The sequence below is a fragment of the Ruegeria sp. BC2 genome (assembly GCF_056539245.1).
This window is the reverse complement of the sequence record NZ_JBQFUQ010000002.1, coordinates 363,157-388,479: the sequence shown is the minus strand read 5'-3', so window position 1 is coordinate 388,479 and position 25,323 is coordinate 363,157. Positions and strand designations below refer to the sequence as shown.

General features: G+C 63.4%; 30 protein-coding genes, 1 tRNA gene and 1 riboswitch. Of the genes, 12 read left to right on the top strand and 19 right to left on the bottom strand.

Features of this window, described 5'->3' with window-relative positions:
• Positions 1-286 precede the first annotated feature (286 nt).
• The 6 genes from dxs to ACR0CU_RS12235 form a co-directional block, all read right to left on the bottom strand.
• Positions 287-2,215, bottom strand: a complete 1,929-nt coding sequence (gene dxs / locus ACR0CU_RS12260; RefSeq protein WP_170447353.1) for a 1-deoxy-D-xylulose-5-phosphate synthase — start codon at positions 2,213-2,215, stop codon at positions 287-289.
• A 15-nt stretch (positions 2,216-2,230) separates the two neighbouring features.
• Positions 2,231-3,097: a polyprenyl synthetase family protein gene (locus ACR0CU_RS12255; protein ID WP_170447355.1), complete on the bottom strand. Its 867-nt coding sequence runs from the start codon at positions 3,095-3,097 to the stop codon at positions 2,231-2,233.
• On the bottom strand, positions 3,097-3,339 hold the full coding sequence (locus tag ACR0CU_RS12250; protein ID WP_005979588.1) for an exodeoxyribonuclease VII small subunit: 243 nt from the start codon (positions 3,337-3,339) through the stop codon (positions 3,097-3,099). The genes ACR0CU_RS12255 and ACR0CU_RS12250 overlap by 1 nt, the downstream gene beginning before the upstream one ends.
• Complete coding sequence (locus tag ACR0CU_RS12245; RefSeq protein ID WP_170447357.1) at positions 3,336-4,262, bottom strand: histone deacetylase family protein; 927 nt, start codon at positions 4,260-4,262, stop codon at positions 3,336-3,338. The genes ACR0CU_RS12250 and ACR0CU_RS12245 overlap by 4 nt, the downstream gene beginning before the upstream one ends.
• Before the next feature lie 72 nt (positions 4,263-4,334).
• The gene (locus ACR0CU_RS12240) at positions 4,335-5,036 is read right to left on the bottom strand and encodes a response regulator (protein ID WP_093964013.1); all 702 of its coding nucleotides are present in this window, start codon (positions 5,034-5,036) and stop codon (positions 4,335-4,337) included.
• On the bottom strand, positions 5,033-5,545 hold the full coding sequence (locus ACR0CU_RS12235) for a MarR family winged helix-turn-helix transcriptional regulator (protein ID WP_170342830.1): 513 nt from the start codon (positions 5,543-5,545) through the stop codon (positions 5,033-5,035). The genes ACR0CU_RS12240 and ACR0CU_RS12235 overlap by 4 nt, the downstream gene beginning before the upstream one ends.
• A 158-nt stretch (positions 5,546-5,703) precedes the next feature.
• Here ACR0CU_RS12235 and ACR0CU_RS12230 point away from each other — a divergent pair, with 158 nt between their 5' ends.
• From ACR0CU_RS12230 to ACR0CU_RS12215, 4 genes are all read left to right on the top strand, one after another.
• Positions 5,704-6,570, top strand: coding sequence for a branched-chain amino acid aminotransferase (locus ACR0CU_RS12230; RefSeq protein WP_170340845.1), 867 nt, complete (start codon positions 5,704-5,706; stop codon positions 6,568-6,570).
• A gap of 108 nt (positions 6,571-6,678) precedes the next feature.
• Positions 6,679-7,629 carry an AraC family transcriptional regulator gene (locus tag ACR0CU_RS12225; RefSeq protein ID WP_170447359.1) on the top strand — a complete coding sequence of 317 codons (951 nt, stop codon included), beginning with the start codon at positions 6,679-6,681 and terminating at the stop codon, positions 7,627-7,629.
• 109 nt (positions 7,630-7,738) lie between these two features.
• The gene (locus ACR0CU_RS12220; protein ID WP_170342836.1) at positions 7,739-8,104 is read left to right on the top strand and encodes a hypothetical protein; all 366 of its coding nucleotides are present in this window, start codon (positions 7,739-7,741) and stop codon (positions 8,102-8,104) included.
• A 186-nt stretch (positions 8,105-8,290) separates the two neighbouring features.
• Complete coding sequence (locus ACR0CU_RS12215) at positions 8,291-8,497, top strand: hypothetical protein (RefSeq protein WP_093964018.1); 207 nt, start codon at positions 8,291-8,293, stop codon at positions 8,495-8,497.
• Between the two features lie 4 nt (positions 8,498-8,501).
• On the opposite strand, the gene cobO is transcribed toward ACR0CU_RS12215, so the two are convergent.
• From cobO to ACR0CU_RS12190, 5 genes are all read right to left on the bottom strand, one after another.
• A complete protein-coding gene (gene cobO, locus ACR0CU_RS12210; RefSeq protein WP_170447361.1) occupies positions 8,502-9,101 on the bottom strand; it encodes a cob(I)yrinic acid a,c-diamide adenosyltransferase in 600 nt (199 codons plus the stop codon).
• A gap of 56 nt (positions 9,102-9,157) precedes the next feature.
• Positions 9,158-10,093 carry a DMT family transporter gene (locus ACR0CU_RS12205; RefSeq protein ID WP_170447363.1) on the bottom strand — a complete coding sequence of 312 codons (936 nt, stop codon included), beginning with the start codon at positions 10,091-10,093 and terminating at the stop codon, positions 9,158-9,160.
• Positions 10,094-10,125: 32 nt separating this feature from the next.
• Positions 10,126-10,800, bottom strand: coding sequence for an HD domain-containing protein (locus tag ACR0CU_RS12200; RefSeq protein ID WP_170447365.1), 675 nt, complete (start codon positions 10,798-10,800; stop codon positions 10,126-10,128).
• Entirely contained in the window at positions 10,784-11,884 is a 1,101-nt protein-coding gene (gene aroC, locus ACR0CU_RS12195; RefSeq protein ID WP_170447367.1) for a chorismate synthase, read from the bottom strand. Before aroC ends, ACR0CU_RS12200 begins: the two co-directional genes overlap by 17 nt.
• A 94-nt stretch (positions 11,885-11,978) precedes the next feature.
• Positions 11,979-12,419: a 6,7-dimethyl-8-ribityllumazine synthase gene (locus ACR0CU_RS12190; protein ID WP_170447369.1), complete on the bottom strand. Its 441-nt coding sequence runs from the start codon at positions 12,417-12,419 to the stop codon at positions 11,979-11,981.
• A 117-nt stretch (positions 12,420-12,536) separates the two neighbouring features.
• Positions 12,537-12,691, bottom strand: a riboswitch (FMN riboswitch).
• A 54-nt stretch (positions 12,692-12,745) separates the two neighbouring features.
• Here ACR0CU_RS12190 and ACR0CU_RS12185 point away from each other — a divergent pair.
• Positions 12,746-13,360 carry an FMN-binding negative transcriptional regulator gene (locus ACR0CU_RS12185; RefSeq protein ID WP_170447371.1) on the top strand — a complete coding sequence of 205 codons (615 nt, stop codon included), beginning with the start codon at positions 12,746-12,748 and terminating at the stop codon, positions 13,358-13,360.
• Between the two features lie 17 nt (positions 13,361-13,377).
• On the opposite strand, the gene ACR0CU_RS12180 is transcribed toward ACR0CU_RS12185, so the two are convergent.
• Positions 13,378-13,821: a c-type cytochrome gene (locus tag ACR0CU_RS12180; RefSeq protein ID WP_170364534.1), complete on the bottom strand. Its 444-nt coding sequence runs from the start codon at positions 13,819-13,821 to the stop codon at positions 13,378-13,380.
• A 473-nt stretch (positions 13,822-14,294) separates the two neighbouring features.
• Here ACR0CU_RS12180 and petA point away from each other — a divergent pair, with 473 nt between their 5' ends.
• The 6 genes from petA to ACR0CU_RS12150 all read left to right on the top strand — a co-directional run bounded on the left by petA (position 14,295) and on the right by ACR0CU_RS12150 (position 18,563).
• Positions 14,295-14,855 (top strand): ubiquinol-cytochrome c reductase iron-sulfur subunit, encoded by a 561-nt coding sequence (gene petA / locus ACR0CU_RS12175; protein WP_093964025.1) that lies wholly within the window; start codon positions 14,295-14,297, stop codon positions 14,853-14,855.
• Positions 14,856-14,867: 12 nt separating this feature from the next.
• Positions 14,868-16,199: a cytochrome b gene (petB, locus tag ACR0CU_RS12170; RefSeq protein WP_093964026.1), complete on the top strand. Its 1,332-nt coding sequence runs from the start codon at positions 14,868-14,870 to the stop codon at positions 16,197-16,199.
• A gap of 18 nt (positions 16,200-16,217) precedes the next feature.
• Entirely contained in the window at positions 16,218-17,003 is a 786-nt protein-coding gene (locus ACR0CU_RS12165; RefSeq protein ID WP_170361312.1) for a cytochrome c1, read from the top strand.
• Between the two features lie 208 nt (positions 17,004-17,211).
• Complete coding sequence (locus tag ACR0CU_RS12160) at positions 17,212-17,463, top strand: PepSY domain-containing protein (RefSeq protein WP_170364537.1); 252 nt, start codon at positions 17,212-17,214, stop codon at positions 17,461-17,463.
• Between the two features lie 6 nt (positions 17,464-17,469).
• Positions 17,470-18,045: a cytochrome b/b6 domain-containing protein gene (locus tag ACR0CU_RS12155; protein ID WP_170447373.1), complete on the top strand. Its 576-nt coding sequence runs from the start codon at positions 17,470-17,472 to the stop codon at positions 18,043-18,045.
• Complete coding sequence (locus tag ACR0CU_RS12150; RefSeq protein ID WP_170447375.1) at positions 18,042-18,563, top strand: helix-turn-helix transcriptional regulator; 522 nt, start codon at positions 18,042-18,044, stop codon at positions 18,561-18,563. The genes ACR0CU_RS12155 and ACR0CU_RS12150 overlap by 4 nt, the downstream gene beginning before the upstream one ends.
• 6 nt (positions 18,564-18,569) lie before the next feature.
• On the opposite strand, the gene mtaB is transcribed toward ACR0CU_RS12150, so the two are convergent.
• Both mtaB and dapF read right to left on the bottom strand, forming a co-directional pair.
• The gene (gene mtaB / locus ACR0CU_RS12145) at positions 18,570-19,826 is read right to left on the bottom strand and encodes a tRNA (N(6)-L-threonylcarbamoyladenosine(37)-C(2))-methylthiotransferase MtaB (RefSeq protein WP_170447377.1); all 1,257 of its coding nucleotides are present in this window, start codon (positions 19,824-19,826) and stop codon (positions 18,570-18,572) included.
• Positions 19,823-20,665, bottom strand: coding sequence for a diaminopimelate epimerase (gene dapF, locus ACR0CU_RS12140; protein ID WP_170447380.1), 843 nt, complete (start codon positions 20,663-20,665; stop codon positions 19,823-19,825). The genes mtaB and dapF overlap by 4 nt, the downstream gene beginning before the upstream one ends.
• A 211-nt stretch (positions 20,666-20,876) precedes the next feature.
• On the opposite strand from dapF, the gene ACR0CU_RS12135 reads away from it, so the two are divergent.
• Positions 20,877-20,952 (top strand) — tRNA-Lys (locus tag ACR0CU_RS12135).
• 38 nt (positions 20,953-20,990) lie between these two features.
• Here the strand turns inward: ACR0CU_RS12135 and ACR0CU_RS12130 are convergent.
• From ACR0CU_RS12130 to ACR0CU_RS12110, 5 genes are read right to left on the bottom strand one after another with little or no spacing between them, the layout of a single operon-like run.
• The gene (locus ACR0CU_RS12130; protein ID WP_170391448.1) at positions 20,991-21,512 is read right to left on the bottom strand and encodes a DUF3833 domain-containing protein; all 522 of its coding nucleotides are present in this window, start codon (positions 21,510-21,512) and stop codon (positions 20,991-20,993) included.
• 8 nt (positions 21,513-21,520) lie between these two features.
• Positions 21,521-22,138: a DUF3833 family protein gene (locus ACR0CU_RS12125; RefSeq protein ID WP_170342870.1), complete on the bottom strand. Its 618-nt coding sequence runs from the start codon at positions 22,136-22,138 to the stop codon at positions 21,521-21,523.
• Positions 22,135-23,358 carry an MFS transporter gene (locus ACR0CU_RS12120; protein WP_170391316.1) on the bottom strand — a complete coding sequence of 408 codons (1,224 nt, stop codon included), beginning with the start codon at positions 23,356-23,358 and terminating at the stop codon, positions 22,135-22,137. Before ACR0CU_RS12120 ends, ACR0CU_RS12125 begins: the two co-directional genes overlap by 4 nt.
• Positions 23,358-23,894 (bottom strand): hypothetical protein, encoded by a 537-nt coding sequence (locus tag ACR0CU_RS12115; RefSeq protein ID WP_170440030.1) that lies wholly within the window; start codon positions 23,892-23,894, stop codon positions 23,358-23,360. Before ACR0CU_RS12115 ends, ACR0CU_RS12120 begins: the two co-directional genes overlap by 1 nt.
• The gene (locus ACR0CU_RS12110) at positions 23,845-25,179 is read right to left on the bottom strand and encodes an NAD(P)/FAD-dependent oxidoreductase (protein ID WP_170391315.1); all 1,335 of its coding nucleotides are present in this window, start codon (positions 25,177-25,179) and stop codon (positions 23,845-23,847) included. Before ACR0CU_RS12110 ends, ACR0CU_RS12115 begins: the two co-directional genes overlap by 50 nt.
• Between the last annotated feature and the right edge of the window lie 144 nt (positions 25,180-25,323).

Sequence of the window (25,323 nt, the reverse complement as noted above, 5' to 3'; positions counted from 1 at the left end):
CGCCTTCTCTAACCTACTGGCCTCGAACGTCAATTGCGGATGGACCCGCTACTTACGAATGACGTGCTCTACCAGCTGAGCTACAGCGGCCCATTTTTCGACGCGCACCCGTGCCCGTTAGAGCGCGGTATGTGGTGCGAAGGATCGTTTAAACCGTCCAACGGCCGTAGGCAAGACCGGTTATTGACCCCGATGTGAGGTTTTGCTGGAGGGCGACTGGCCTTGCTTACCCGTCGTTCGACCCGAAATCCGCAGTGGCCGAGGGCAATAGACGATCCGGCCGGGATCAGGCGCGTTTTTCGCCGATTGATGCGATGCCCAGAACGGCAAGCACCTTGGCTTCGATATGTTCGGCGTTCATGCCCGCGACCGCGTACATGTCAGCGGGGCTGGCCTGGTCGATGAAAATGTCCGGCAGCACCATCGAACGGTATTTCAGTCCGCGGTCGAACACGCCCTCATCCGCCAGCAGTTGTGCCACGTGGCTGCCGAACCCGCCGATGGCGCCTTCTTCGATGGTGATCAGCGCCTCGTGGTTGGCGGCCAGGTCCAGGATCAGGTCGCGGTCCAGCGGCTTGGCGAACCGGGCGTCGGCGATGGTGGGGGTGATGCCGCGCGCGGCCAAAGATTCGGCGGCCTTCTGCACCTCGGCCAGGCGCGTCCCGAAGGACAGGATCGCCACCCGCGCCCCCGACTGGATCAGGCGGCCCTTGCCGATTTCCAGAACCTGTCCACGTTCGGGCAGATCGACGCCCACGCCTTCGCCCCGCGGATAGCGGAATGCGATGGGGCCGTCGTTATGGGCGGCGGCGGTGGCGACCATGTGCACCAGCTCGGCCTCGTCGGCGGCGGCCATCACCACCATGCCCGGCAGGTTGGACAGGTAGGCGATGTCGAACGACCCGGCATGGGTCGCGCCATCAGCACCAACCAGCCCCGCACGGTCGATGGCAAAGCGCACCGGCAGGCGTTGGATCGCCACGTCGTGCACCACCTGGTCATAGCCGCGCTGCAAAAACGTGGAATACATCGCGCAGAACGGTTTCAGCCCGCCCGCAGCCAGCGCGGCCGAGAAAGTGACCCCGTGCTGCTCGGCAATCGCTACGTCGAAACAGCGCGACGGGTAGCGTTCGGCGAACAGGTTCAGCCCGGTGCCGTCGGGCATCGCCGCGGTCACTGCCACGATCTTATCGTCGCGGCTGGCCTCGTCCACCAGGGTCTTGCCGAAGACCGAGGTATAGGACGGTGCGTTCGACGGCGCCTTCTGCTGCTTGCCGGTGACCACGTCGAACTTGGCGGTGGCATGGCCCTTGTCGCGGGCCTGCTCGGCCGGGGCATAGCCCTTGCCCTTTTTGGTCAGCGCGTGGATCAGGATCGGCCCGGTCGCCCGCGCCTTGACGGTGCGCAGAACCGGCAGCAATTGGTCCAGGTCATGCCCGTCGATCGGGCCGACATAGGAGAATCCCAGTTCTTCGAACAGCGTGCCGCCGACCGCCATGCCCTTGAGCATCTCCTTGGCGCGCTTGGCGCCTTCGCGGAACGGTTCGGGCAGCAGCGACACCGCCCCCTTGGCGGCGGCCTTCAGATCGTGGAACGGCTCTTCGGCATAGATGCGCGAGAGATAGTTCGACAGCGCACCCACGGGCGGGGCGATGCTCATCTCGTTGTCGTTCAGGATCACGATCAGGCGTTTTTTCAGGTGGCCGGCGTTGTTCATCGCCTCGAAAGCCATGCCAGCCGACATCGACCCGTCGCCGATCACCGCGATCGCGTCGCCCAGCCCCTCGGGCGTGACCCCACCCAGGTCGCGGGCCACGGAAAAGCCCAATGCCGCGCTGATCGAGGTCGAACTGTGCGCCGCGCCGAACGGGTCATAGGGGCTTTCGCTGCGTTTGGTGAACCCGCTCAGGCCATCCTTCTGGCGAAGGGTGCGGATGCGGTCGCGCCGCTCGGTCAGGATCTTGTGCGGATAGCACTGGTGCCCGACATCCCAGATGATCTTGTCGCGCGGCGTGTCGAACACCGAGTGTAGGGCCACGGTCAGCTCGACCACGCCCAGCCCCGCGCCCAGATGCCCGCCGGTGACCGACACGGCCGAGATCGTCTCGGCCCGCAACTCGTTTGCCAACTGATGAAGCTGCGCGTCCGAAAACTGCTTGAGATCCGCCGGGCGGTTCACAAGGTCCAGAAGCGGGGTGTTCGGACGGTCTGACATGGCATCCCTTACGGTTCAGCTTTCACGCGCAATAACGAAGCGGGCGGCGTCCTTCAAGGTTTCGGCCCGTGCTCCGTACCCATCCAACGCGGCGCAGGCCTGATCAATCAGCTCGATCGCGCGGGCCTTGGCGGCGTCGAGGCCCAGCAGGGACACGAATGTCGCCTTTCCCGCCTGTGCGTCCTTTTGCAATCGTTTCCCTGCCTTTTCGCTGTCACCTTCCACATCAAGGATGTCGTCGGCGATCTGAAAGGCAAGACCCAGCGCACGGGCATATTGGCGCAATGGGGTCGGATCAGCCTCCGCCAGAACCGCGCCGGCGCACGCCGACCATTCGATCAGCGCCCCGGTCTTGCCGGCCTGAAGATGCGTGATTTCCGGCAGGGTCAAAGGTTGTTCGGCAGTTTCGGCAGCGATGTCCAACGCCTGACCCAGAACCATGCCTTCCGCGCCGCTGGCCCGGGCGAGGGTCAGCGCCAGTTCCGCCCGAACGTCTGAAGATCCGACCTCGGGCCGGGTGCAAAGCTCGAACGCGAGCGCCTGCAAAGCGTCGCCGGCCAGAACCGCGATGCCGTCGTTCCATTGCTTGTGCACGGTCGGGCGGCCGCGCCGCAGGTCGTCATCGTCCATGCAGGGCAGATCATCATGCACCAGACTGTAGGCGTGCAGCGCCTCGATACCGGTCGCTGGCCAGATCGCGCAGGTCTCGTCCATTCCGTGCAGCCGGGCGCTTTCCAGCACCAGAAATCCGCGCAGCCGCTTGCCGCCCTGCGTGGCATAGGCCATCGCCCGGGTGACATCGACCGGTTCGAACGCATTCAGAACCAGATCGAACTGCGCCTGGATCAGCGCAGCATCCTGCACCAGCCTTTCGGAAAACATTACAGGCCTTCGACAGGGGTCGTCCCGGTGGGCTGCCCATCGGCATCCAGCGTGATGGCGGCCACTTTCTCCTCGGCGCGCTTCAACTCGTCTTCGCAGCGTTTCTTCAGCTTGGCGCCGCGCTCGTACAGGGCGATCGACTGGTCCAGCGCCACGTCGCCGCGCTCCAGCTGGCCGACCACGGCCTCCAGCTCTTTCATCGCCTGTTCGAATGTCATCTGTTCAACGGGGGTCTCGGTCATCGGGCTGCCTTCATCAGTTCTTCAACATGGGCGCGTGTGGCCTTGGCCAGTGCGTTCAGATCATACCCGCCTTCCAGAGTCGAGACGATACGGCCCCCACACAGCTCATCAGCGATCCGGCACAGCTGCGCGGTGATCCAGGCGAAGTCGTCGGTGGACCAGTTCAGATTGGCCAGCGGATCGTCCTGATGAGCGTCGAATCCGGCCGAGATGATGATCAGCTCGGGCCTGAACGCACGCAGCCGGGGAAAGGCTTGCGCTTCGTAGGCCGCGCGCATCTCGGCCCCACCGGTGCCGGGGGCCAGCGGGATGTTCACGATGGTGTCATGCGCCCCGGTTTCATCCGGCCGCCCCGAGCCCGGCCACAGCGGCATCTGCTGGCTGGTGATTACCAGCGCGCGGGCCTCGTCCCACAGCAGATCCTGCGTGCCATTGCCGTGATGCACGTCGAAATCCACCACCGCGACCCGATCCAGCCCGTGATGGTCCAGCGCATGTTTCGCCGCCAGAGCGGCATTGCCGAACAGGCAGAACCCCATGGCGGTTTCCCGTTCGGCGTGATGGCCCGGCGGCCGACTGGCGCAGAACGCATTCGGCGCCTCACCGCCCAGCACCATGTCCACCGCCCGCACCACGGCCCCCGCCGCCCGATAGGCCGCATCGACCGAGCCGGGTGACATGAACGTATCCCCGTCGATCTGGCGGAACCCCTCGGTCGGGCGGCTGTCACGGATTTCGCGGATGTAACTCTCGGGATGGATGCGCAGCAGATCATCGTCCGCCGCCAGCGGCGCGGTCACCCGCTGCAGGTCCAGCGGCTCCAGCGCATGCAAAATATGTTCCAGCCGGGCCACCCGCTCGGGGTGCCCCTCAGGGGTGACATGACCCAGACAGTCGGCATGCGTCAAAACAGCGGTCTTCATGAAACTCCCCCAACTTCATCTGGCCAAAAAATATCCTCGCCGAAGGCAAGAAAACGCCGCGCAGCGGCAAAATCAATCGGGCGCCAGCATATATCCCGCGCCCCGCACCGTCTGCAGATAGCGCGGCTGCTTGGGGTCCTGCTCGATCTTGCGGCGCAGGCGCGTGATCTGCACGTCCACTGCACGTTCCTGCGCCTGCCCCTTGTCGCGCCCCAGATCCTCGACCAGCTTCGACCGGCTGATCGGCTCGCCCGGCTGAGCCGAGAAGATCTTCATCAGCTGGCTTTCGGTGGCGGTCAGCCGCACCGGCTCTTCGCCCTGCCACATCTCGCCGCGTTCGATGTCATAGCGGATCGGCCCCAGATGCAGGATCTTGGCAGCCGTATCCTGCGCCGTGGTTTCCGGCATCCGCCGCAGGATCGCGTTGATACGCAGCAGTAGTTCCTTGGGCTCGAACGGCTTGGCCAGGTAATCGTCGGCCCCGGCTTCCAACCCGGCGATCCGGTGCTCGGTCTCGCCGCGTGCCGTCAGCAGCAGGATCGGCGTGTCATGCGTTTCGCGTAGGGCTCGGGTCAGGCTGACGCCATCCTCGCCCGGCATCATCACATCCATCACGATCAGGTCGAAATCTAGCCCCGACAGGACCCGCCGCGCATGGGCTGCATCACGCGCCGCCGTCACCAAAAATCCGCTGCGCATCAAGAATTTCTTGAGCAGATCGCGGATGCGTTCATCGTCATCGACGATCAGAAGATGGGCGTCCACATCGCTCATGAAGTTGAATCCCGCAGTTTCGTGTAGGCCCGACGCATATCAGCATCCATCATCGCTTCAAGAACTTTGCGGAACCCGGCAACCGCCTCGGGGCCGGCATCCTTGTAGGCCGCGCGCATCCGGGCGCGCTGGGCGTCCGACAGCTGCGACTCCAGCGCCTTGCCCTTTTCGGTCAGGTACAGGTGGCGTTCGCGCTTGTCGACGGTGCCGACCCGGCTTTCGACCAGGCCGTCGTCGATCAGCGTGCGCAGCACCCGGTTCAGCGACTGCTTGGTCACCCCCAGAATCGCCAGCAGGTTGTTCACCGTGGTGCCAGGCGCACGGTTGATGAAATGGATCGCCCGGTGATGCGCCCGGCCATAGGCCATTTCGCTCAAGATGCGGTCGGGGTCGGCGGTAAAGCCACGATAGGCGAAGAACATCGCCTCGATCCCCTGGCGAAGCTGTTCATCCGTCAGAAACAACAGGCTTTCTCCGCCAAAGACCGGGGCGGGGCGGATCTCGGACATATCGGGCCTCATTCGTTACACGCCCCGACTTTAAGTCAGCGTTATTGACATTCCAAGGGCGGACAGGTATCGAATCGCAGTTTTTGCGCAATTTTGTGTCCGGGTCGGACCTAAGTAGCGCAACAATCGGAAATGTGGCCCGGGTCAGGAGGTTTCGGATGGCGGGATATGACGATCGTGACGGTGTCATCTGGATGGATGGCGAATTTGTGCCCTGGCGCGACGCCAAGGTGCATGTCCTGACCCATGCGATGCACTATGCCAGCTCGGTCTTCGAGGGCGAACGCGCCTATAACGGCAAGATTTTCAAAAGCCGCGAACATTCCGAGCGGTTGATCAAGTCGGCCGAGGCGCTGGACATGCCGATGCCCTACACGGTCGATCAGATCGAGGCGGCCAAGGCCGAAACGCTGGAAAAAAGCGGACTCAAGGACGCTTATGTGCGCGCGCTGGTCTGGCGCGGCTCGGGCGAGGACATGGGCGTGGCCTCGGCGCGCAACCCGGTGCGCATGGCCATCGCGGTCTGGCCCTGGGGCGCCTATTACGGCGATGCCAAGATGCAGGGCGCCAAGCTGGACATCGCCGAGTGGAAGCGGCCCAGCCCGGAAACCATCCCGGTCCATGCCAAGGCGGCGGGGCTGTACATGATCTGCACCATCTCCAAGCACAAGGCCGAGGCCAAAGGCTGTTCGGATGCCTTGTTTATGGATTACCGCGGCTATGTGGCCGAGGCGACCGGTGCCAACGTATTCTTCGTCAAGGATGGCGAAGTGCATACACCGCTAGCCGACTGCTTCCTGAACGGGATTACCCGGCAGACGGTGATCCAGATGCTGAAAGACAAGGGCATCACCGTACACGAACGCCACATCCTGCCCGAGGAGATGGCCGATTTCGAACAGTGCTGGCTGACCGGCACCGCGGCCGAGGTCACGCCGGTGGGCCAGATCGGCGAGTATACCTTCGAGGTCGGCGACCTGACCCGTGAGATCGCCAACGATTACGAACAGCTGGTCCGCAGCTGATCCGACATCCGCGCGGGCGGTGGCCGACCGGCCTTGCCGCCCGTCCGGACCTTGTTACAGATCGTCCGCTGCGCTGGACGGTCGGGTGCGAATCCGTATCCTTGGCGCATGTTGGACCTGCTCAGCGATATCCTGACGCGCCTGTCCCTGCGGGGCACCCTGTATTTCCGGACCTCGTTCACGCCGCCCTTCGGCGTGCAGGTGCCTGCATTCGAAAACGTCGCCCGGTTTCACTTCGTCCAACGCGGAGAGCTGAAGGTGCATGTGTCCACCACCGGCGAGACCCTGCGGTTGCGGCAGGGGGATCTGATCCTGATCCCGCACGGGGCCGCACATGCGCTGCTGTGCAGCGAGGTCCGGCCCGTGGATGCTCTGCCGCTGGAGCAGGTTCTGGACCGGGCCGGCTACAAAGGTGACGGTGTGCTGGTCTATGGCGGAGCCGATCAGGACCGTGACACCCAACTGATCTGCGGGCATTTCTCGTTTGCCGGTCCGGCCGGGCGGCGCGGCACAGGGCATATGCTGATCGACCGTCTGCCGCCCTATATCCTGATCGAGAATTACGGCGAATCCGCTGGGGCCTGGATCGAGGCGACGCTGCGGATGATCGAAACCGAGGTTGCGGGTGCCCGGATCGGCGGGGACCTGATCGCGCTGAAACTGTCTGAGGTTCTGTTCGCCCAGGCGATCCGCGCCTATCTGGAACATCAAAGCCCCACCGATGCGGCCCTGTCGGGCTTCGCCGATCCACGTATATCACGCGCGCTGGGCGCCTTTCACCGCGACCCGGCCCGCGAGTGGAGCGTGGCATCGCTGGCGCGTGAAGCCGGCATGTCGCGCACGACCTTCGCACAGTTGTTCACCCAGAAGATGGGCGCCACGCCCATGCAATACCTGACCGACTGGCGTATGCAGATCGCCTGCCACGGACTGATCGAAAGCCGCTGGAACGTGGCCGACGCGGCGGCTCAGGTCGGCTATGCCTCCGAGGCGGCGTTTTCGCGGGTGTTCAAGAAGCAGATCGGCCTGTCTCCAGCCGCCTACAGGGCGATGCACTGATCCGGCAAACTGGCGGACGATCTGCAAGGTACTCCAAACGATCTGGGCTGCTACGTTCGGGATGGCGAACATATCCTTGATCCGTCCTCAATCAAGGAAAGGAAACATCATGTCTCTGCGTTTCGTTACCCGCACCATTCATGCCTATCTGGACTACCCGGTTGCCCTGGCCCTGATGGGGTTGCCATTTCTTCTGGGACTGGGCGCGTCGAACCCGATTGCGCTGTGGCTCTCGGTGGCCACCGGCGTGGCGGCTTTCATGCTGACGGTGCTGACGGATCATCACCTGGGCGTCTGGCGCGTGCTGCCCTACAGGTTTCACCTGGCCGTCGATCTGCTGGTGGGGCTCACCTTCCTGTTCGCGCCTAGCCTGTTCGGCTTCACCGGTCTGGATGCGGTCTACTACTGGCTGAATGGCGCCGCCGTGGTGGCCGTAATCTCGCTCAGCGCGCCCGACCAGACAGCCACCGCCTGACCCCTTGCTCCGGCCATTTGGCCGGGGCGAATTTTGGTCTTGAAAAGTCCGACAGAAATTGTCAGTTTTAGCCCAACGCCAGATACCCCGGTATCAAGCCTTTGATTCCGAGACGGCCTGCACGCCAAGCCGTACACCCGCGAGGGCGCGCCACCGTCTCGGAAACGATTTCGGAAAGGCCACGCGATGCGCGACCCGATACTTGAACTTCTGTCCAGTTCAGACCTGCCCCTTGGCAGCGGGTGCTGCGCCGATGGCGACCTGGTGGCCTACCTGGACTGCAAATGCCAGGACGGACGCTGTGACCGGGCGGCCGGGGTTGCGGACGCCCGGATCGCCACTGTCCCGCAGAGCACGCCGGCGGCACCGGCAAGTGGTGCCGTCCCGCGTTGACTGATCAGAAATCGACGCCGCGCTGGGCCTTGATGCCGGCCTGAAACGGGTGCTTTTCCTCGGTCATTTCGGTGACCAGATCGGCATAGTCGCGCAGCGCCTGCGGCGCGTCGCGCCCGGTCAGGAACACGCTGGTCCGGTCCGAGCGGGCCTTCAGCCCCTCGATCACTGCGTCCACCGACAGGTATTCATAGCGCAGGGCGATGTTGATCTCGTCCAGCACCACAAGGTCATAGTCGCCGCTGGCCATCAGGTCGCGCGCCTTGTCGAAGGCGGCGGTGGCGGCGGTGATGTCGCGGTCGCGGTTCTGGGTGTCCCAGGTGAAGCCTTCGCCCATCGTGTGCCAGGTGACCAGATCGCGCTCTTCGAAGAACCGCCGCTCGCCAGTCTTCCATTTGCCCTTGATGAACTGCACCACGGCGACCTTCTGGCCCCAGCCCAATGCGCGGATCACCACGCCGAACGCGGCCGAGGATTTGCCCTTGCCCTTGCCGGTGTTGATCAGCACCAGCCCCCGGCCGGGATCCACGGCCTCGGACACTTTCTTGCGGTGCTGGGCCTGCACCTGTTGCATCTTCTGTTTGTGGTCCTGTGCGTCGCTCATGGCAAAACCTCGTTGATTGTCCGCGCCAACCTAGGCGATGGGCGCGAAAGGTAAAGTCAGGGTTTGTGATCGGTCAGCGACCGCGCCTTGCCGCGTTCCAGACCCAGCTGGTGTTCGCGCCAGATCACCACCGCATTGCCGGCGATCACCAGCGCCGCCCCCAGCAGGATCGCCAGGGTCGGCAGCTCGTCAAACCAGACATAGCCGATGAAGATGGCGAACAGCATCGACGTATAGTCATACGGCGCCAGCATCGAGGCCTGCCCGAACCGGTAGGACGAGGTCACCAGAATCTGCGCGACGCCGCCGATCAGGCCCATCGTGATCAGGATCAGCAGCTGGTTCAGGGTGGGCACGGTCCAGCCCCAGAACACGGTCAGCACCGACAGCAGCGTGGCGGTCATCGAGAAATAGAAGACGATCGCGGCGGGGTGGTCGACCTGCACCAGTTGCCGGATGTGGATCTGCACGAAGCCACGGGCCACGGTCGCGCCCAGCACGCACAGCGCGCCGATCGTGGCTCCGGTGCCCAGATCGGCCGAGCCCAGCCGCGGCCAGATCATGATCAGCACGCCCAAGAGCCCGATCGCCACCGCGCCGATGCGGATCAGGCGGATGCGCTCGCCCAGCAGCAGCGCGGCCAGGATCAGGGTGAAGATCGGAGTGGCATAGCCGATCGCCGTAACCTCGGGCAGCGGCAGAAAGCTGAGCCCGGTGAAGGTCAGGCCCATGGCGGTGGTGCCCAGCACCCCGCGCCAGAAATGGCCCATGGGTTTCCTGACGACAAAGCCCTGCGCCAGTTCCCCGCGCGAGATCAGCCAAGCCACGATCACCGGCACCGCGAAAAGCGAACGGAAAAACACCATCTGGCCTGGCGGGAAATCCGCCGACAGCGCCTTGACCAGCGCCGACATCGCCGTGAACAGGAACAGCGCGCTGAGTTTCAGCGTCACGGCCAGCACGGGGCGATGAGAGGTCAGGGATTGGGCCATCGGCGCGACCCTGCGCCTTTGCGCGGCAAAGATCAACGGGTCGGATTGGGGCGTGTCCAGCTGTCGGGCAGGGGGCTGCCGATCTCTTCGGCAAATTCGGTCAGAAACCGGATCATGCGCCGGACCCGTTGCTGAGCGATCTGCCGTCCGGCTTCGGTCAGCATGTCGTTGGGCAGGGCCAGCAGCTTCACCTTCCAGTGGTCGATGGAATAGTGCAGATCGTCCAGCGGCCGGTGCGATGCGAACGGATCGGCCGGATCATAGAGCGTCCGCCCCAAAGCGCCGGACACCGAGAAATTCCGCGCGATCCCGATGGCGCCCAGCGCATCCAACCGGTCGGCATCGCGCAGGATTCGCGCCTCGGGCGTCTCGGGCGGGATGTTGGCGGAAAAACTGTGCGCCTCGATCGCGTGGCGGGTGGCGGCGATCTGGGCATCGCTCAGGCCCAGTTCTCGCAGAACAGGCTCGGACTCCTGGGCCGACCGGCGCGAGGCCAGGTGTCGGTCGGGGTCGTTCTTGGGCAGGTTGACCAGATCGTGCAGATAGCAGGCCGCCAGCAGCACGGTCCTGTCGGTTTGCGCATCGGCGATGGCGCGGGCATTGACCCAGACACGGTCCAGATGGGCCAGGTCATGGGCCGGGTCGGTGATCATCCGCTGCGCGACGACCGCGCGTAGGCGGTCGCGCAGCTCAGCCAATCCGTCCACGGTTCTCACCGATCTGGCCCCGATGCAGCAGCAGGTGGTCCAGGATCACGCAGGCCATCATCGCCTCGCCCACCGGCACGGCGCGGATGCCGACGCAGGGGTCGTGGCGGCCCTTGGTGATGATCTCGGTCTCTTCGCCCGATTTGGTGATGGTCTTGCGGGTGGTCAGGATCGACGAGGTGGGCTTGACCGCGAAACGTACCACGATGTCCTGCCCGGTCGAGATGCCGCCCAGGATGCCGCCTGCGTGGTTCGAGCTGTATTGCGGGCCGTCCTGGCCCATGAAGATTTCGTCGGCATTGGCCTCACCGGTCAGTTCGGCGGCGGCCATGCCTTCGCCGATCTCGACGCCCTTGACCGCGTTGATCGACATCATCGCTGCGGCCAGATCGGTGTCGAGCTTGCCATAGACCGGCGCGCCGAGGCCCGCGGGAACGCCACGCGCCACCACTTCGACCACCGCGCCGACCGAGTTGCCGGATTTGCGCAGATCGTCCAGATAGGCCGCCCAGTCCTGTGCCGCCTGCGCGTCCGGGGTCCAGAACGGGTTCTGTTCGATCTGCGCCCAATCAAAGTTGGTGCGGTCGATCCGGTGCGGGCCGATCTGGGTCATATAGCCGGTGATCTGGACATTGGGCGCGATCTGCTTGATCGCCTCGCGCGCCAGCCCGCCCGCGGCCACCCGCGCCGCCGTTTCCCGGGCCGAGCTGCGACCGCCGCCGCGATAGTCGCGGATGCCGTATTTCTGCCAATAGGTGATGTCGGCATGACCGGGGCGGAACTTGTCAATGATGTCCCCGTAATCCTTCGAGCGTTGATCGGTGTTTTCGATCATAAGCTGGACGGGGGTGCCGGTTGTCTGGCCCTCGAACACGCCCGACAGGATTTTCACCTGATCGGGCTCGCGCCGCTGGGTGGTGAACTTGTTCTGCCCCGGTTTGCGCTTGTCCAGCCAGTGCTGGATCATGCCCTCGTCGATCGGGACTCCGGGCGGGCAGCCATCGACCGTGGCGCCCAGCGCGGGGCCGTGGCTTTCACCCCAGGTGGTGACGCGGAAAAGGTGTCCAAAGCTGTTCATCGACATGGGGCGTGCTCCTTTGAGGGTCGTGATTAACGGCGAGAGCCTGCCGCCTCAAGCGGATTTGCGGTTGGGGCATCGCTGCCCCAACCCGGTGTGCCTAGGCCGCACGGGTCAGTGCGGCGCGAGTTTCGACGATTTTCAGCGCCGCCCGAGCTGCCTCGCGCCCCTTTTCCACGAAATGCGCGCGGTAGACGGCGTTGTGATGGTCGGTTTCCTGGTACTGGTGCGGCGTCAGCGACACCGACAGGACCGGTACTCCGGTTTCCAGCCCCGCGCGCATCAGCCCGTCAACCACGGCCTGCGCCACGAAATCGTGCCGGTAGATGCCGCCATCGACGACAAAGGCCGCGCAGGCCACGGCGGCATAGCGGCCCGTTTGGGCCAGGTCGCGGGCCAGCAGGGGCATCTCGAACGCGCCCGGCACGTCGAACACATCGACCTGATCGGCGGGGATCAGCTCCAGAAAACCGTCCAGCGCGCGGTCGACGATATCGGCATGCCAGTTGGCTTTGACGAAAGCATAGCGGGTGTGTGTCATCGTGATCTCCTTTCAGCTTGGTGGCCTGCTGGCGGGTGCGAACGGTTTCGCTGCCAGCGCGGCATGACACGTCACCCAAGGCGATCACGGACAGACGCGCCCTTGGCGGGGCGCGCTGCTCGTTCTCTTTCATCCGGACTTTAACCGTCGGCTCTGGCCTCTCACCAGATCTGCTGACACTCTGTCGGTTGAATGACAGAGCCGCTCGCGGGCTGGCGGGTCTGGGCCCGCATACCGCCGGTGGGGAATTCCGCCCCGCCCTGAGAACGGCGCGACCTTGCCAAGCGTGCGCGCGATCTGCAAGACCTGTCTGCAGGAGGACGGTCATGCACCCCAACCCAGCCTTTCGCGCCGAGGACCGCGCGCGCCATGTGGAGTTTGCCCGCAGCCGGGGATTCGGCGTACTGGCGCTGTCGGTCGACGGCCCGCCATTGATCAGCCATGTGCCCTTTCTGCTGTCCGAGGATGGCGCGGTGGCCGAGCTGCATCTGGTGCGTTCGAACCCGATCGTGCGGGCGCTGGCCAACCCGCAGGAGGCGCGGATCGCGGTTCAGGGGCCTGACGGCTATGTTTCGCCCGATTGGTACGAGGTCGCGGATCAGGTGCCCACGTGGAATTACGTGGCGGTGCACCTGACCGGCCGGCTGGAATTGCAGCCGCAGGACCGGCTGCGCGATCTGCTGGACCGGCAATCGGCCTTTTTCGAACAGCGGCTGCAACCCAAGCCGCCCTGGCGCGCCGACAAGATGGACCCGGCGGCGCTGGAGCGCATGATGCGCATGATCGTGCCCTGCTGGATGCAGATCACTCAGATCGACGGCACCTGGAAACTGAACCAGAACAAGCCCGGGACGGCGCGGCTGGCCGCCGCCGAGGATGTCGAGCAGTCCGGGATCGGCACCGAGCTTGGTCAACTGGCCGCCCTGATGCGGGACAGTTGACCGGCGCCGGGTTGGGTTCAGTCGGTGAACGTGGCCAGATAGGCGGCGATATCCTCGGCACCTGTCTTCAGCTTGACGCTCATGTTCGGGCGGGCGGTCTCGTCCTTCAGGAAGTCCTGGATGAACCCGATCGGGTCGCGGGCGTAGGCGGCAATATTCTCTTGCGTCCAGACCAGGCCGTTTTCACCGGCGCGGATCATGTCATCGGTGAACATGCCGATGGGCAGCCGTTCGCTGCCGTTCAGATAGTCGTTTTCGGTTCCGGCGGCCCTGCCGACCACACCATAGAGATTCGGGCCGGTGATGCCGCCTTTGATCAGAACCTCGCCATCCTTGATGATGGCGTGACAGGACGAGCAGCGGTTGTAGAGTTTCTCGCCGCGCGCTGCGTCGCCTTCGGCGGCGGCCTGGTGTGCGGCGGTGAACGCGAGCAGCAGAATGGCATTTTTTGACAAAGTCATTTGGGTCCTCATTCAGATCGGTCGCGCGCCCGCCGCCTTTGCTTGAAAAACCCCGGGGTCGCAACCGGGAAATTTATCGCGACGCAACTAAAAAAATGATTTCAAAATAGATGTTTACATGGGTTTCATGGTCCCGGAACCGCGCGGTCAGGTTGCTGTCGTATATGCCTCGTGCCGGGTACCCGAGTGAACAGGTGCTCGGCCGGGCCAGGGGCGATAGCCGTGGCGAAGGGTCAGAGAATCACCTGCGAAGTGATTCGCGCCTTCGAACGGCGATTTTCGCAACATCCGAGGAAGTTCTTGAAAAATGACCCCTTCATTGTGACATGAATGCCCAGATGCGGCGTAGTGCGCGCCTATGACCGCTGGACGAACCGATTTCCGCCAGCTAGATACCCGCGATGAGACGCCGCTTTGATGCGGTGCTGATGCATGTTTGCCCGTAGCCGGGCGCTGGAATCGGAGAAAACCTCGTGTCCCACGCAGAAGACCACGAAGGCACCCGCAGAGATTTCCTCTACTACGCCGCCGGCGGCGCAGGTGTCGTTGCAACGGGAGCCGCCGTGTGGCCCCTGGTCAACCAAATGAACCCCTCGGCAGACGTTCAGGCGCTGTCCTCGATCCGCGTGGACGTCAGCGGCGTCGAGATTGGCACCCAGATCACGGTCAAGTGGCTGGGCAAGCCCGTCTTCATTCGTCGCCGTACCGAAGAAGAGATCAACTGGGGCCGCGAAGTGCCGCTGGAGGATCTGCCGGATCAGAACGACCGGAACGAAAACAAGCCGAACCTGCCCGCGACCGATGAAAACCGGACGCTGGACGAAGCCGGCGAATGGCTGGTGATGATGGGCGTCTGCACCCATCTGGGCTGCGTTCCTCTGGGCGACGGCGCTGGTGATTTTCACGGGTGGTTCTGCCCGTGCCACGGATCGCACTACGATACGGCGGGCCGTATCCGCAAAGGTCCCGCTCCGGAAAACCTGCATATCCCGGTCGCCGAGTTCCTCGACGAAACCACCATCAAGCTGGGTTAAGGAGACGCGCTCATGTCCGGTATCCCGCACGATCACTATGAACCGAAGACCAACGGCGAGAAGTGGCTGAACAGCCGTCTGCCCATCGTCGGCCTTCTATACGACACTTTGATGATCCCCACCCCGAAGAACCTGAACTGGATGTGGATCTGGGGCATCGTCCTGACCTTCTGCCTGGCGTTGCAGATCGTCACCGGCATCGTTCTAGTGATGCACTATACCCCGCATGTCGATCTGGCCTTTGCCAGCGTCGAGCACATCATGCGCAACGTAAACGGCGGCTATATGCTGCGGTACCTGCACATGAACGGCGCGTCGCTGTTCTTCGTGGCGGTCTATATCCACATCTTCCGCGGCCTGTTCTACGGATCGTACAAGGCGCCGCGCGAAGTGACCTGGATCATCGGCATGCTAATCTATCTGATGATGATGGGCACCGCCTTCATGGGTTATGTCCTGCCTTGGGGTCAGATGTCCTTCTGGGGCGCTACCGTGATCACCGGCCTGTTCGGCGCGATCCCCTTCGTGGGCGAAGCGATCCAGACCTGGCTGCTGGGCGGACCCGCCGTCGACAACGCGACGCTGAACCGCTTCTTCTCGCTGCACTATCTGCTGCCCTTCATCATCGCAGGGCTGGTCATCGTGCATATCTGGGCCTTCCACACCACCGGCAACAACAACCCCACGGGTGTTGAAGTTCGCCGCACGTCGAAAGCCGAGGCCGAGAAAGACACGCTGCCGTTCTGGCCCTATTTCGTGATCAAGGACCTGTTCGCGCTGGCCGTCATCCTGGTCGTGTTCTGGGCAATCGTCGGCTTCATGCCGAACTACCTGGGCCACCCGGACAACTACATCGAAGCCAACCCGCTGGTCACGCCCGCGCACATCGTGCCCGAATGGTACTTCCTGCCGTTCTACGCGATCCTGCGTGCCTTCACTAGCGAAGTCTGGGTCGTGCAGTTCGCCAGCTTCATTACCGGTGGCATCATCGACGCCAAGTTCTTTGGTGTTCTGGCGATGTTCGGTGCAATCCTGGCAATGGCGCTGGCGCCGTGGCTGGACACTTCGACCGTGCGTTCGGGCAAGTACCGCCCGATGTTCAAATGGTGGTTCTACCTGCTGGTCATCGACTTCTTTGCCCTGATGTGGCTGGGTGCGATGCCGGCGGAAGAGCCCTATGCGACTTTCTCGCTGATCGCGTCCGCCTACTGGTTCGCCTATTTCTTCGTGATCCTGCCGATCCTGGGTGTCATCGAAAAGCCCGATGCCCAGCCGGAAACCATCGAAGAAGACTTCAACGCGCATTATGGCAAGGCTGACGCCGACGCCACGCCTGCCGAGTAAGAAGAGGGACCGGAAACCATGTTCAAGAAACTTGCAATCGGTGCCGCGTTTGCCATCGCCCTTGCTCCTGCTGCGGTATCCGCAGCCGGAGGCGGCGAGCAGCATATCGAGGACTTCGACTTCTCGTTCGAAGGGCCCTTTGGCGCTTACGATCAGAACCAGCTTCAGCGCGGCCTGCAGATCTATACCGAGGTTTGCGCGGCCTGCCACGGTCTGAAATACGTACCGCTGCGCGACCTCACGGCGCTGGGCTACTCGGAAGAAGAAGTCATCGCTTATGCCGCCGGCTCGTTCGAGGTGTTCGATCCCGAGCTGGACGATTTCCGCCCGGCCAGGCCGACCGATCACTTCCCGGCCAACGATGCCGTGGGCGCACCTGACCTGAGCCTGATGGCCAAGGCACGTGCAGGCTTCCACGGCCCCTACGGTCTGGGGATCAACCAGCTGGTCAAAGGCATGGGTGGCGCTGAATACATCGCCTCGCTGCTGGACGGCTATACCGGCAAGGAAAAAGAAGAGGCCGGCACGATCCTGTACGAAAACACCGCCTTCCCGGGCGGCTGGATTTCGATGGGCCCGCCGTTGTCTGACGAACAGGTCGAGTTTGCCGACGGACACGAAAACACCGTCGAGGCCATGTCCCAGGACGTTGCTGCGTTCCTGATGTGGGCCGCTGAACCAAAAATGATGGATCGCAAGGCCTCGGGCTTTGTCGGGGTTCTGTTCCTGACCATCATGTCGGTGCTTCTCTACCTGGTGAACAAGCGCCTGTGGGCGCCGGTCAAAGGCAAAAAGTCGGTCTGACATGAAGGTCACCTGCAAAAGCAAGACAACCCCGCGCATGGCGCGGGGTTTTTTCTTTTTGGGGGTCGGAAGTTCGCCGAACCGGGCATCAGCGCGGGCTTATTCACAGCTTTTAAGCGGAATGCGCATGGCGCCGGCGGGGTCGGCTGCTCAGGTTTTCGACAGCGTCAGGCGGTCTGACGCAGGATCGAAACCGAGGAGACCCGACATGAAACTACCCATACTTGCAGCCGCGTTGCTTGTGGCCACTCCGGTTCTGGCTCTGGACCTGGTGCCGGATACGGAACTGGGCAAGACAGAGACCGAGGTGCGCACCGCTCTGACCGAGCTTGGCTATGACGTGCGCAAGATCGAAATGGAGGACGGTGAAATCGAGGCCTATGTCGTGAAAGACGGACAGATGGCCGAGGTCTATGTGGACCCCGCGTCCGGCAAGATCCAAAAGATCGAGGACAAGTGACCGGCAATGTCCGAGTCCATCCAGCACCAGGGCGGGCGCGAGGGCGCCCGCACCATCCGGGTCTGGGACCCGTTGGTCCGCCTGATCCACTGGTCGGTGGTTCTGGGCATTGTGCTCAACGCCGCTGTGACCGACCCCGAGGGGCTGCTGCATGAATATGTCGGTTATGCCGTGCTCGGGCTGGTTCTGCTGCGCTTGGCCTGGGGCGTCCTTGGGCCGGCACCGGCCAGGTTCTCGGCATTTCCGTTCAGCCCGAATGCTGCGGTCCGACATGTGCGTGACACCGTCCGGGGCGACCGGTCGGTTCACCTGTCGCACAATCCTCTGGGCGCGCTGATGGTCTACAACATCTGGATGACGTTGGGCGTTATCTGCGCCACAGGCATCATGATGGGTACCGCGGCCTTCTTCGGGGGGAGCTGGGTCGAGGATGCGCACGAGCTGGCGTTCAACTGGCTGATGCTAAGCGTTGTTCTGCACGTGCTTGGCGTGCTTTTGGACCAACGTCGAACCGGTGTCGCTCTGGTCAAAGCCATGGTATCAGGGGACAAGAATATTCCTGATGGCTGGTCGACCAAATGATCAAATGGATCACCGAAAACCTGCGGTCCGGCGATGCGGATGCACGCCGGGCCGTTCTGATGGCGGCGATGATCGTGGTTCAGGGTCTATGTGCCGCATTCTACATGGGCGACGCCATTCTGGACCTCGATGGCAGCGAGCCCCTGGCACATCTCGTATTGGAATCCCTGGTCGCGACCGTCCTTTGCCTTGGCGTCCTGTTCTTCATGCTCGAGCTGCGCAGATTGCTGGCGCGAATGGACCAGGCAAAACAAGGCCTGCGCGCGGCGCAGGGAGAAATGAGCGCCGTGATCGACACTTTCTTTACCCGCTGGGGCCTGACCAGCGCCGAGCGCGAAGTGGGCTTGTTGATCCTCAAGGGCGTCGACAATGAGAATATCGCCCGGATCCGAGGCCGCGCCGTGGGCACCGTTCGCGCGCAATCGGCTTCGATCTATGGAAAAGCCGGCGTGGACGGGCGCGCCCAACTGATCAGTGTTTTCATGGAAGAGCTTCTGGCAACCGACGGGCCTGTCTGAGAGACGTCAGGCCACCAGCTGCTGATCGCGAACCCCGGTGATGGCGGCAGTGACGATCTGCCCTTCGGGTTGCGCGTTCGCAAATGTTACTTCGGTGAACTGCTCGGTCCGGCCCATGTGAGGATTCTCCATCAGGATGTGATGGGTCTTGCCCAGCTGGGCCGCGAGGTGTCTGGCGACCTGCGCATCACCCGCTTCACGCAACCTGGCCGCACGTTGCTTTATCACCTTGCCGTTGACCTGCTGCGGAATGCGCGCCGCCGGCGTGCCTTCTCGCTTGGAATAGGGGAAGACGTGCAGCCAGGTCAGGTCGCAGTCGGTGACCAGTTTCAGCGAGTTCTCGAAATGGGCCTCGGTTTCCGTCGGAAAGCCCGCGATGATGTCGGCGCCAAAGGTGATCTCGGGGCGCAGTCTGCGGGCCTCTTCGGTGAAGCGGATGGCGTCGTCGCGCAGGTGGCGGCGCTTCATCCGTTTCAGAATCAGATCGTCACCATGCTGCAGCGACAGATGCAGATGCGGCATCAGGCGCGACTCAGTCGCGATGGCCTGCATCAGGTTCTCGTCCACCTCGATCGAATCGATCGAGCTGATCCGCAGGCGCGGCAGGTCGGGCACCAGTTTCAGTATGCGCATGACCAGATCGCCCAACTTGGGGCTTGCCGGCAGGTCGGCGCCCCATGAGGTCAGGTCGACCCCGGTCAGCACCACCTCGTTATAGCCCCGGTCCACCAGCCGCTTGATCTGGTCCACGACCACGCCCGCCGGGACGCTGCGCGAGTTGCCGCGGCCATAGGGGATGATGCAAAAGGTGCAGCGATGATCACAGCCGTTCTGGACCTGCACATAAGCGCGCGAGCGGGTGCCGAACCCGTCGATCAGGTGCCCTGCCGTTTCGGTGACCGACATGATGTCATCGACCTGCACCGCCTCGGTCTCGCCGATGAAATCGGCGGCCATGCCCTTCCAGGTCTCGGGGCGCATCTTTTCGGTGTTGCCGATCACCGCATCGACCTCGGCCATCTCGGCAAAGGTCTGAGGTTCGGTCTGGGCCGCGCAGCCGGTGACGATCAGCCGGGCGTTGGGGTTCTCGCGGCGCAGCTTGCGGATTTCCTGCCGGGCCTTGCGCACGGCTTCGGCGGTGACGGCGCAGGTGTTCACGATCACCGCGTCGGTCAGCCCGGCCTGCTGCGACAGCTCTTTCATCGCCTCGGTCTCGTAGGCGTTGAGCCGGCAGCCCAGCGTGGTGAATTTCGGCGGGTTCATCCCAGCGACTCCAGAAACTCGGGCGTCAGCGTGCCCGAGAAGACATGGCAGGTGGGGCCGGTCATCCAGACGCCGTCCTCGCGCCAATCAATCCAGATGGTGCCGCCGTCCAGGTCGATCCGCACCTTGCGTCCGGTCAGGCCGCGCCGCGCTGCGGCCACGGCCGTGGCGCAGGAGGACGAGCCCGAAGCCAGCGTGATGCCCACGCCGCGCTCCCACACCCGCATGCGGATGTGATCCGGGCCGATGATCTGGGCGATTTGCACATTGGTGCGCTGGGGATAGAGCGGGTGATGCTCATAGCGCGCGCCGAACTCTGCCAGCGGAATCGCCTCGGCATCCTCGACGAAGAAGGTGCAATGCGGGTTGCCCATGCCGGTGGCCACCGGTCCGCCTTCAATCGGCAGTTCCAGCGTATCCACCTCTTCGGCCAATGGAATATCGGCCCAGTCCAGCTGCGGATGCCCCATGTTGACCGAGGTCAGTCCGTCGCCCGCGTCTCGCGCCTGCAGCGTGCCGTGGCTGGTGGTCAGCGTCAGTTCGGACTTGCCGCTTTCCTGCATCAGGAACCGGGCGATGCAGCGGGTGGCGTTGCCGCACGTGGCCGAGATCGACCCATCAGCATTGTAGAACACCAGATGCGCATCCGATTCGCCGTTTTCGATGACGGCCAGCTGGTCGAATCCGACCCCGAACTGCCGGTGTCCGATCCCGCGCGCCAGCGCCGGCGTGATCTGCACCGGATGCGCGCGCGCGTCCACAATGACGAAGTCATTGCCAAGCCCGTGCATCTTCATGAAGGGCAAACCGGTGTCGGATCGTTGCTGCATGGCGGGCATATAGCCTTGCCGCAGACATGAATCCAGCCCGGCGCGAAGATTCCTGAAAAAAGGGGTTGACCCCCCGCCGCCTCAACCCTAATTAGGCCGCCTATCGGGACGCCGGGAACACAATGATTTCAGGCGGAACGCGGTGCGAAAAAGGGCTTGTACCCGGTCGGGAAAATGCCTTAGACAGCGCCACGGATCGCAACGATCCGATGAAAAGAGTGGGCCGTTAGCTCAGTTGGTAGAGCAACTGACTTTTAATCAGTGGGTCGCAGGTTCGAATCCTGCACGGCTCACCACTTTTTTTAAAGATTGACCAGGACGCCGCGCCGCGCGGTTACTTCTTTTCGAAGAACAACACGACTTCCCCCAGCCGGATGCCAAAGCGCGAGACATAGGCGCGGTTCAGCAGGCGGTCGTTGTCCAGCAGCCACATCCAGTCGTCGAAATCGACACGCATCGTACCGTCCTTCACTGGCAGGTCGATGCGGTACTTCCAGTTGAACGTGTCACCACGCTCGGTTCCCGACGCGGTGCCCAGAACGCCGGGCGCGGTGCCGGTCCAGGTATCCTCGCCAGTTTTGGTCAGGGTCCAGATGCGCTGTTCGGTGGCGCCGTCGTCATAGACGAAGTCTTCGACCAAAGTCAGCGTCCGGCCGTCCCATGTTCCGTTGATGTCGACCGTGAACCGGCGGGGGATATTGCCCAGAACGTCCTGGAACTGCCCATAGGCCACGGTGTGGCCCTCAAAGAACTCTTCGAGGTTCAGCTGGCGGTCCGACAGGAAAGTGGTCGGGACTTTCGGTTTGAAGGCACAGGCCGCCGTCAGCAGCAGGCACGCGAAGGCCAGTCGTTTCATGAGCCGGGTCATTGCAGGGCCCTCGGGTCGGCCGTGCGGTCATGACCGTTTGCGCCGGGCACATGCGCGGTCTTTTCTGGCGGGGCGGGGCGCATCGTGGCGACCAGCTCGGCCACCTTCAGGCCGAACTTGCGCATTTCCGAGCGGTTCATGATCGCGCCGCTCTCGGTCAGGTACATCCAGTCTGTCACATCCAGGGTATGGCCCCCGGCATCTTCGGGCAGAACGATGCGATAGGTCAGCTTGACCGTCGCGCCCGAGATCACGCCACGGCCTTCGCCGACGATGTCGTCGGCGGTTGCGGTAAAGCTGTTGCCTGTTCCCATGGTCAGGTACCATTTTCGGGTCATCTGCTTGCCGTTGGAATAGGTAAAATACTCGGTCAGGGTGCCGGAATTGCCGTTCCATTCCCCGATCATCCGCGCCACGAAGCTGTTCGACATCTTGCCGGTCGGGCCATAGATCAGCCCTTCGGACAGGATTTCCCCGTTCAGATTGTCCTTCAGCGAGAAATCGGGGCCGGTTCCGGTATAGTCCGACGGCGATTGCGCGCGAAAGCTGAGAAGGCGGGTTTTGACCGCGATCAGGGCCAGTACGGCCAGTGCGGCAATCAGAAGGAATGTCATTTTGCGGGTACCTCTGTAGGCAGCGTCAGGACCATTCCGAACGCGCCGAGTTTCAGGATGCAGGGCAGCACAGCATAGGCCAGGTTGAGCGTTTCCAACGCCTGCGCCGAATTCGTCTGACCGGGCATGAAGCCGCTGCGTTCCAGCAGCGGAAGGGTGAAGAATGCGGCCAATGCCAGCCCCAGTTTGCCGGCGAAAGACCAGATGCCGAAGGCGGCCGAGGCATTCAGCCCCGCGCGTGTCAGCACCACCGAGAACATGGCCGGCAGAACCACCATGTCCGCCCCCAGCGCCGCCCCCGACGCCAGGCAGATCACCGCGAACCCGGCCAGGTTCCCGGGCGCCAGCATGGCCGCGCCGACAAAGCCCAGAATGGCCAGCGGCATCGCGATGATCAGAGTCTGTTTCGGACCGATCCGGTTGCTGAGCCGTGCCCAGAGCGGCACTGTGGCCCCGGCGCTGAGGAAGAACAGGATCAGCAGCGGCCCGGCCTTGCCCGGCAATTGCAACCGGTCCTCGACGAAAAACAGGAACAGGGTCGAAGTGATCGCAACCGGCAGGCTGTTGACCAGCGCCAGCGCCAGCAGACGCAGGGCCCCGGCCTGACCCAGCCCGTCGAACGACAGCCCCTGCCCGGTGATGGGCGCGCGCCGCCAGATCGGCAATGTCAGCACCATGGTGACCAGCGCCAGCGCGCCCAGAAACAGCCCGAAGGCCGGATAGCCCTGCGCGCCCGCGCCTAAAGCCACGAACAGCGCCGGTGCGCTGGCGGCCAGAACCACGCCGGCCAGTTGCCCGCCCTCACGGAAGGCGGCGAGGGTCATCAACTCGCGCGGGGTGGCCTGTTTGGCCAGCGTCGCGCTGCGGCCATAAAGCAGAATGGTGCCCAGGCTGTAGGCGGAAAACAGCAGGATCAGGATCGCCACAAGAGCGCCAACGCTCGCCCCCTGCGGCAGTGAGAACAACAGCGGAAAACCGACCGCCAGACCTCCGGCGGCCAAGACGGCAAAACCCATCTGCGCGCCGGGCCAGCGGTCAATGGCCCAACCAATCAGCGGGTCTTGCACCAGATCCACCAGCCGGATCAGCAGCAGAACCGTGCCGATCACGCCCAGGCCGATCCCGAGGTTCACCGCCGCAAAGCGCGGCAGGTGGATGTAGAGCGGGATACCCGCCGCAGCAAGCATCAGCGCATAGAGGCTGACACGCGGATACAGCATCACTGACCCCGCAGCTGACGCGTAAAGGCGGCGGACCGGGTGTTGTTGCCCAGAAAGATCGACATGAAGCTGCGCTTGATCCCCGGATAGGAGAGGGTGCAGGTCTTGCGCCCGTTGCGCCAGAACTCGATCGCGTCGGGGCCTTTGGTGACGGCCAGGTAGCTGTCCCCGGCGCCGACCGCCTGATAGCAGGTTTTCAACTGCGCCTCGATCGGGGCGCTGTTGCCCTGCCGGGCCATCTCGTCCAGCGTGGATTCGATCAGCGCCTTCTGCTTCAGCGATTTCCGATAGGTCAGCTTTAGGCCGAAATCCTGCGACCAGCTGAGGGGGCCGCCGCCTTTGGTGAAAAGCTGCGCGTCGTAGATCGGCAGACCGAGGAACCGGAAGGTGGCAGTGCCACGCAGCTCGGCATCGGGCAACACGTTGGTCACGGGGGTGGCCGCCAGCCCGGCAGGGGCCAGCAGAACCAGGCTCAGGATCGCTGCGTTACGGGCTGGCCGTAACCGGGACAGCGACGCTTGGATCAGGTATCGCATTTTCAGCTCCGATGGTTTGCGGATCGCCGGTCAACAGCCCGACAACATGCATCGCGCTGGCGATTCCGTCTTCGTGGAACCCGTGCCGGTTGTAGGCACCGGCGAACCAGGTCCGGTTGCGACCCTGCATCTCGCGGATCTGGCCCTGCGCTTTCAGCGCGGCCTTGTCGAACACCGGATGGGCGAATTCCACCTCGTCATAGATCTTGTCTGGCGCGATGTCAGAAGACGGGTTCAGGGTGACGAACAACGGGTCGCTTTCAGGGATGTTCTGCAACCGGTTCATCCAATAGGTCACGCCCACGTTGCCCGCCTGCGAGCGGTAGGTCCAGCTGGACCAGCAGGCGCGGCGGCGCGGCATCTGGCTGGGGTCGCAGTGCAAGACCGCGCGGTTGGGCTGATAGCGGATCGCGCCCAGCGCCGCGGCCTCGTCGGCGGTGGCGTTCTGGCCCAGAATGGCCAACGACTGGTCGGAATGGGTGGCCAGGATGATCTCGTCATACTGATCCGAGCGGCCCTGCGCCTGAACGGTCACGCCCAAGGCATCGCGTTCGACGTTAGAGACCGGCGCGCCCAGGCGGATGTCGCAACCCCGGCCGCGCAACGCGGATTCGATCCGGCGGACATATTCGATGCTGCCACCCTTTACCGTCCACCACTGGTGCTGGGCGCCGCGTTTGCTGGACAGCAAGGCGTGGTTGCGGAAGAACTGCACCAGCGACCGCGCCGGAAACTGATCGACGAACTCCACCGGAGTTGACCAGATCGCGCCGCACATCGGCATCAGGTAATTGTTGCGGAACCAGTGGCCCAGCCGCATCTGGTCAACCAGCTCACCAATCGTGGTGTCATCATCCCGGGCGGCCTCGGGCGCTTCTTTGCCAAAGCGCAGGATGTCGGCGATCATCTTGTAGTAGGAGGGCCGCACGAGGTTGCGCTTCTGCGCGGTGATGGTGCGCAGATTATTCAGGCCATATTCGATGCGACCATTGTCGATGGTGGCGCCAAAGCTCATCTCGCTTTTGATGACCGGCACGTCCAGTTCACCGAACAGCTTGGTCAGAAAGGGATATGTGGCATAGTTGAAGACGATGAACCCGGTATCAACCGGTTGATCACCATTGCGGCCGGCCATCACCGTGCGGGCATGTCCGCCCAGACGGGGTTCGGCCTCGTACAGGGTGACGTCGTGGCTCTCTGACAGGTAATAAGCCGCGGATAATCCTGAGATGCCTGCGCCTACAATTGCGATTTTTTTCCGTACGCCCCGGGTTTCGTCGAACATGCCATCCTCTTTGTGCGACATTTTACAATAAGATACGCAGGGTAGGCCGGAGCGGATCAAATCCGGGCCATGTTTTTACCTGTTTCCCGCTGATCGGCGGGCTGTGCGTCAGGATTGCATCAATCGCGTTTGCTGGTGATCCGA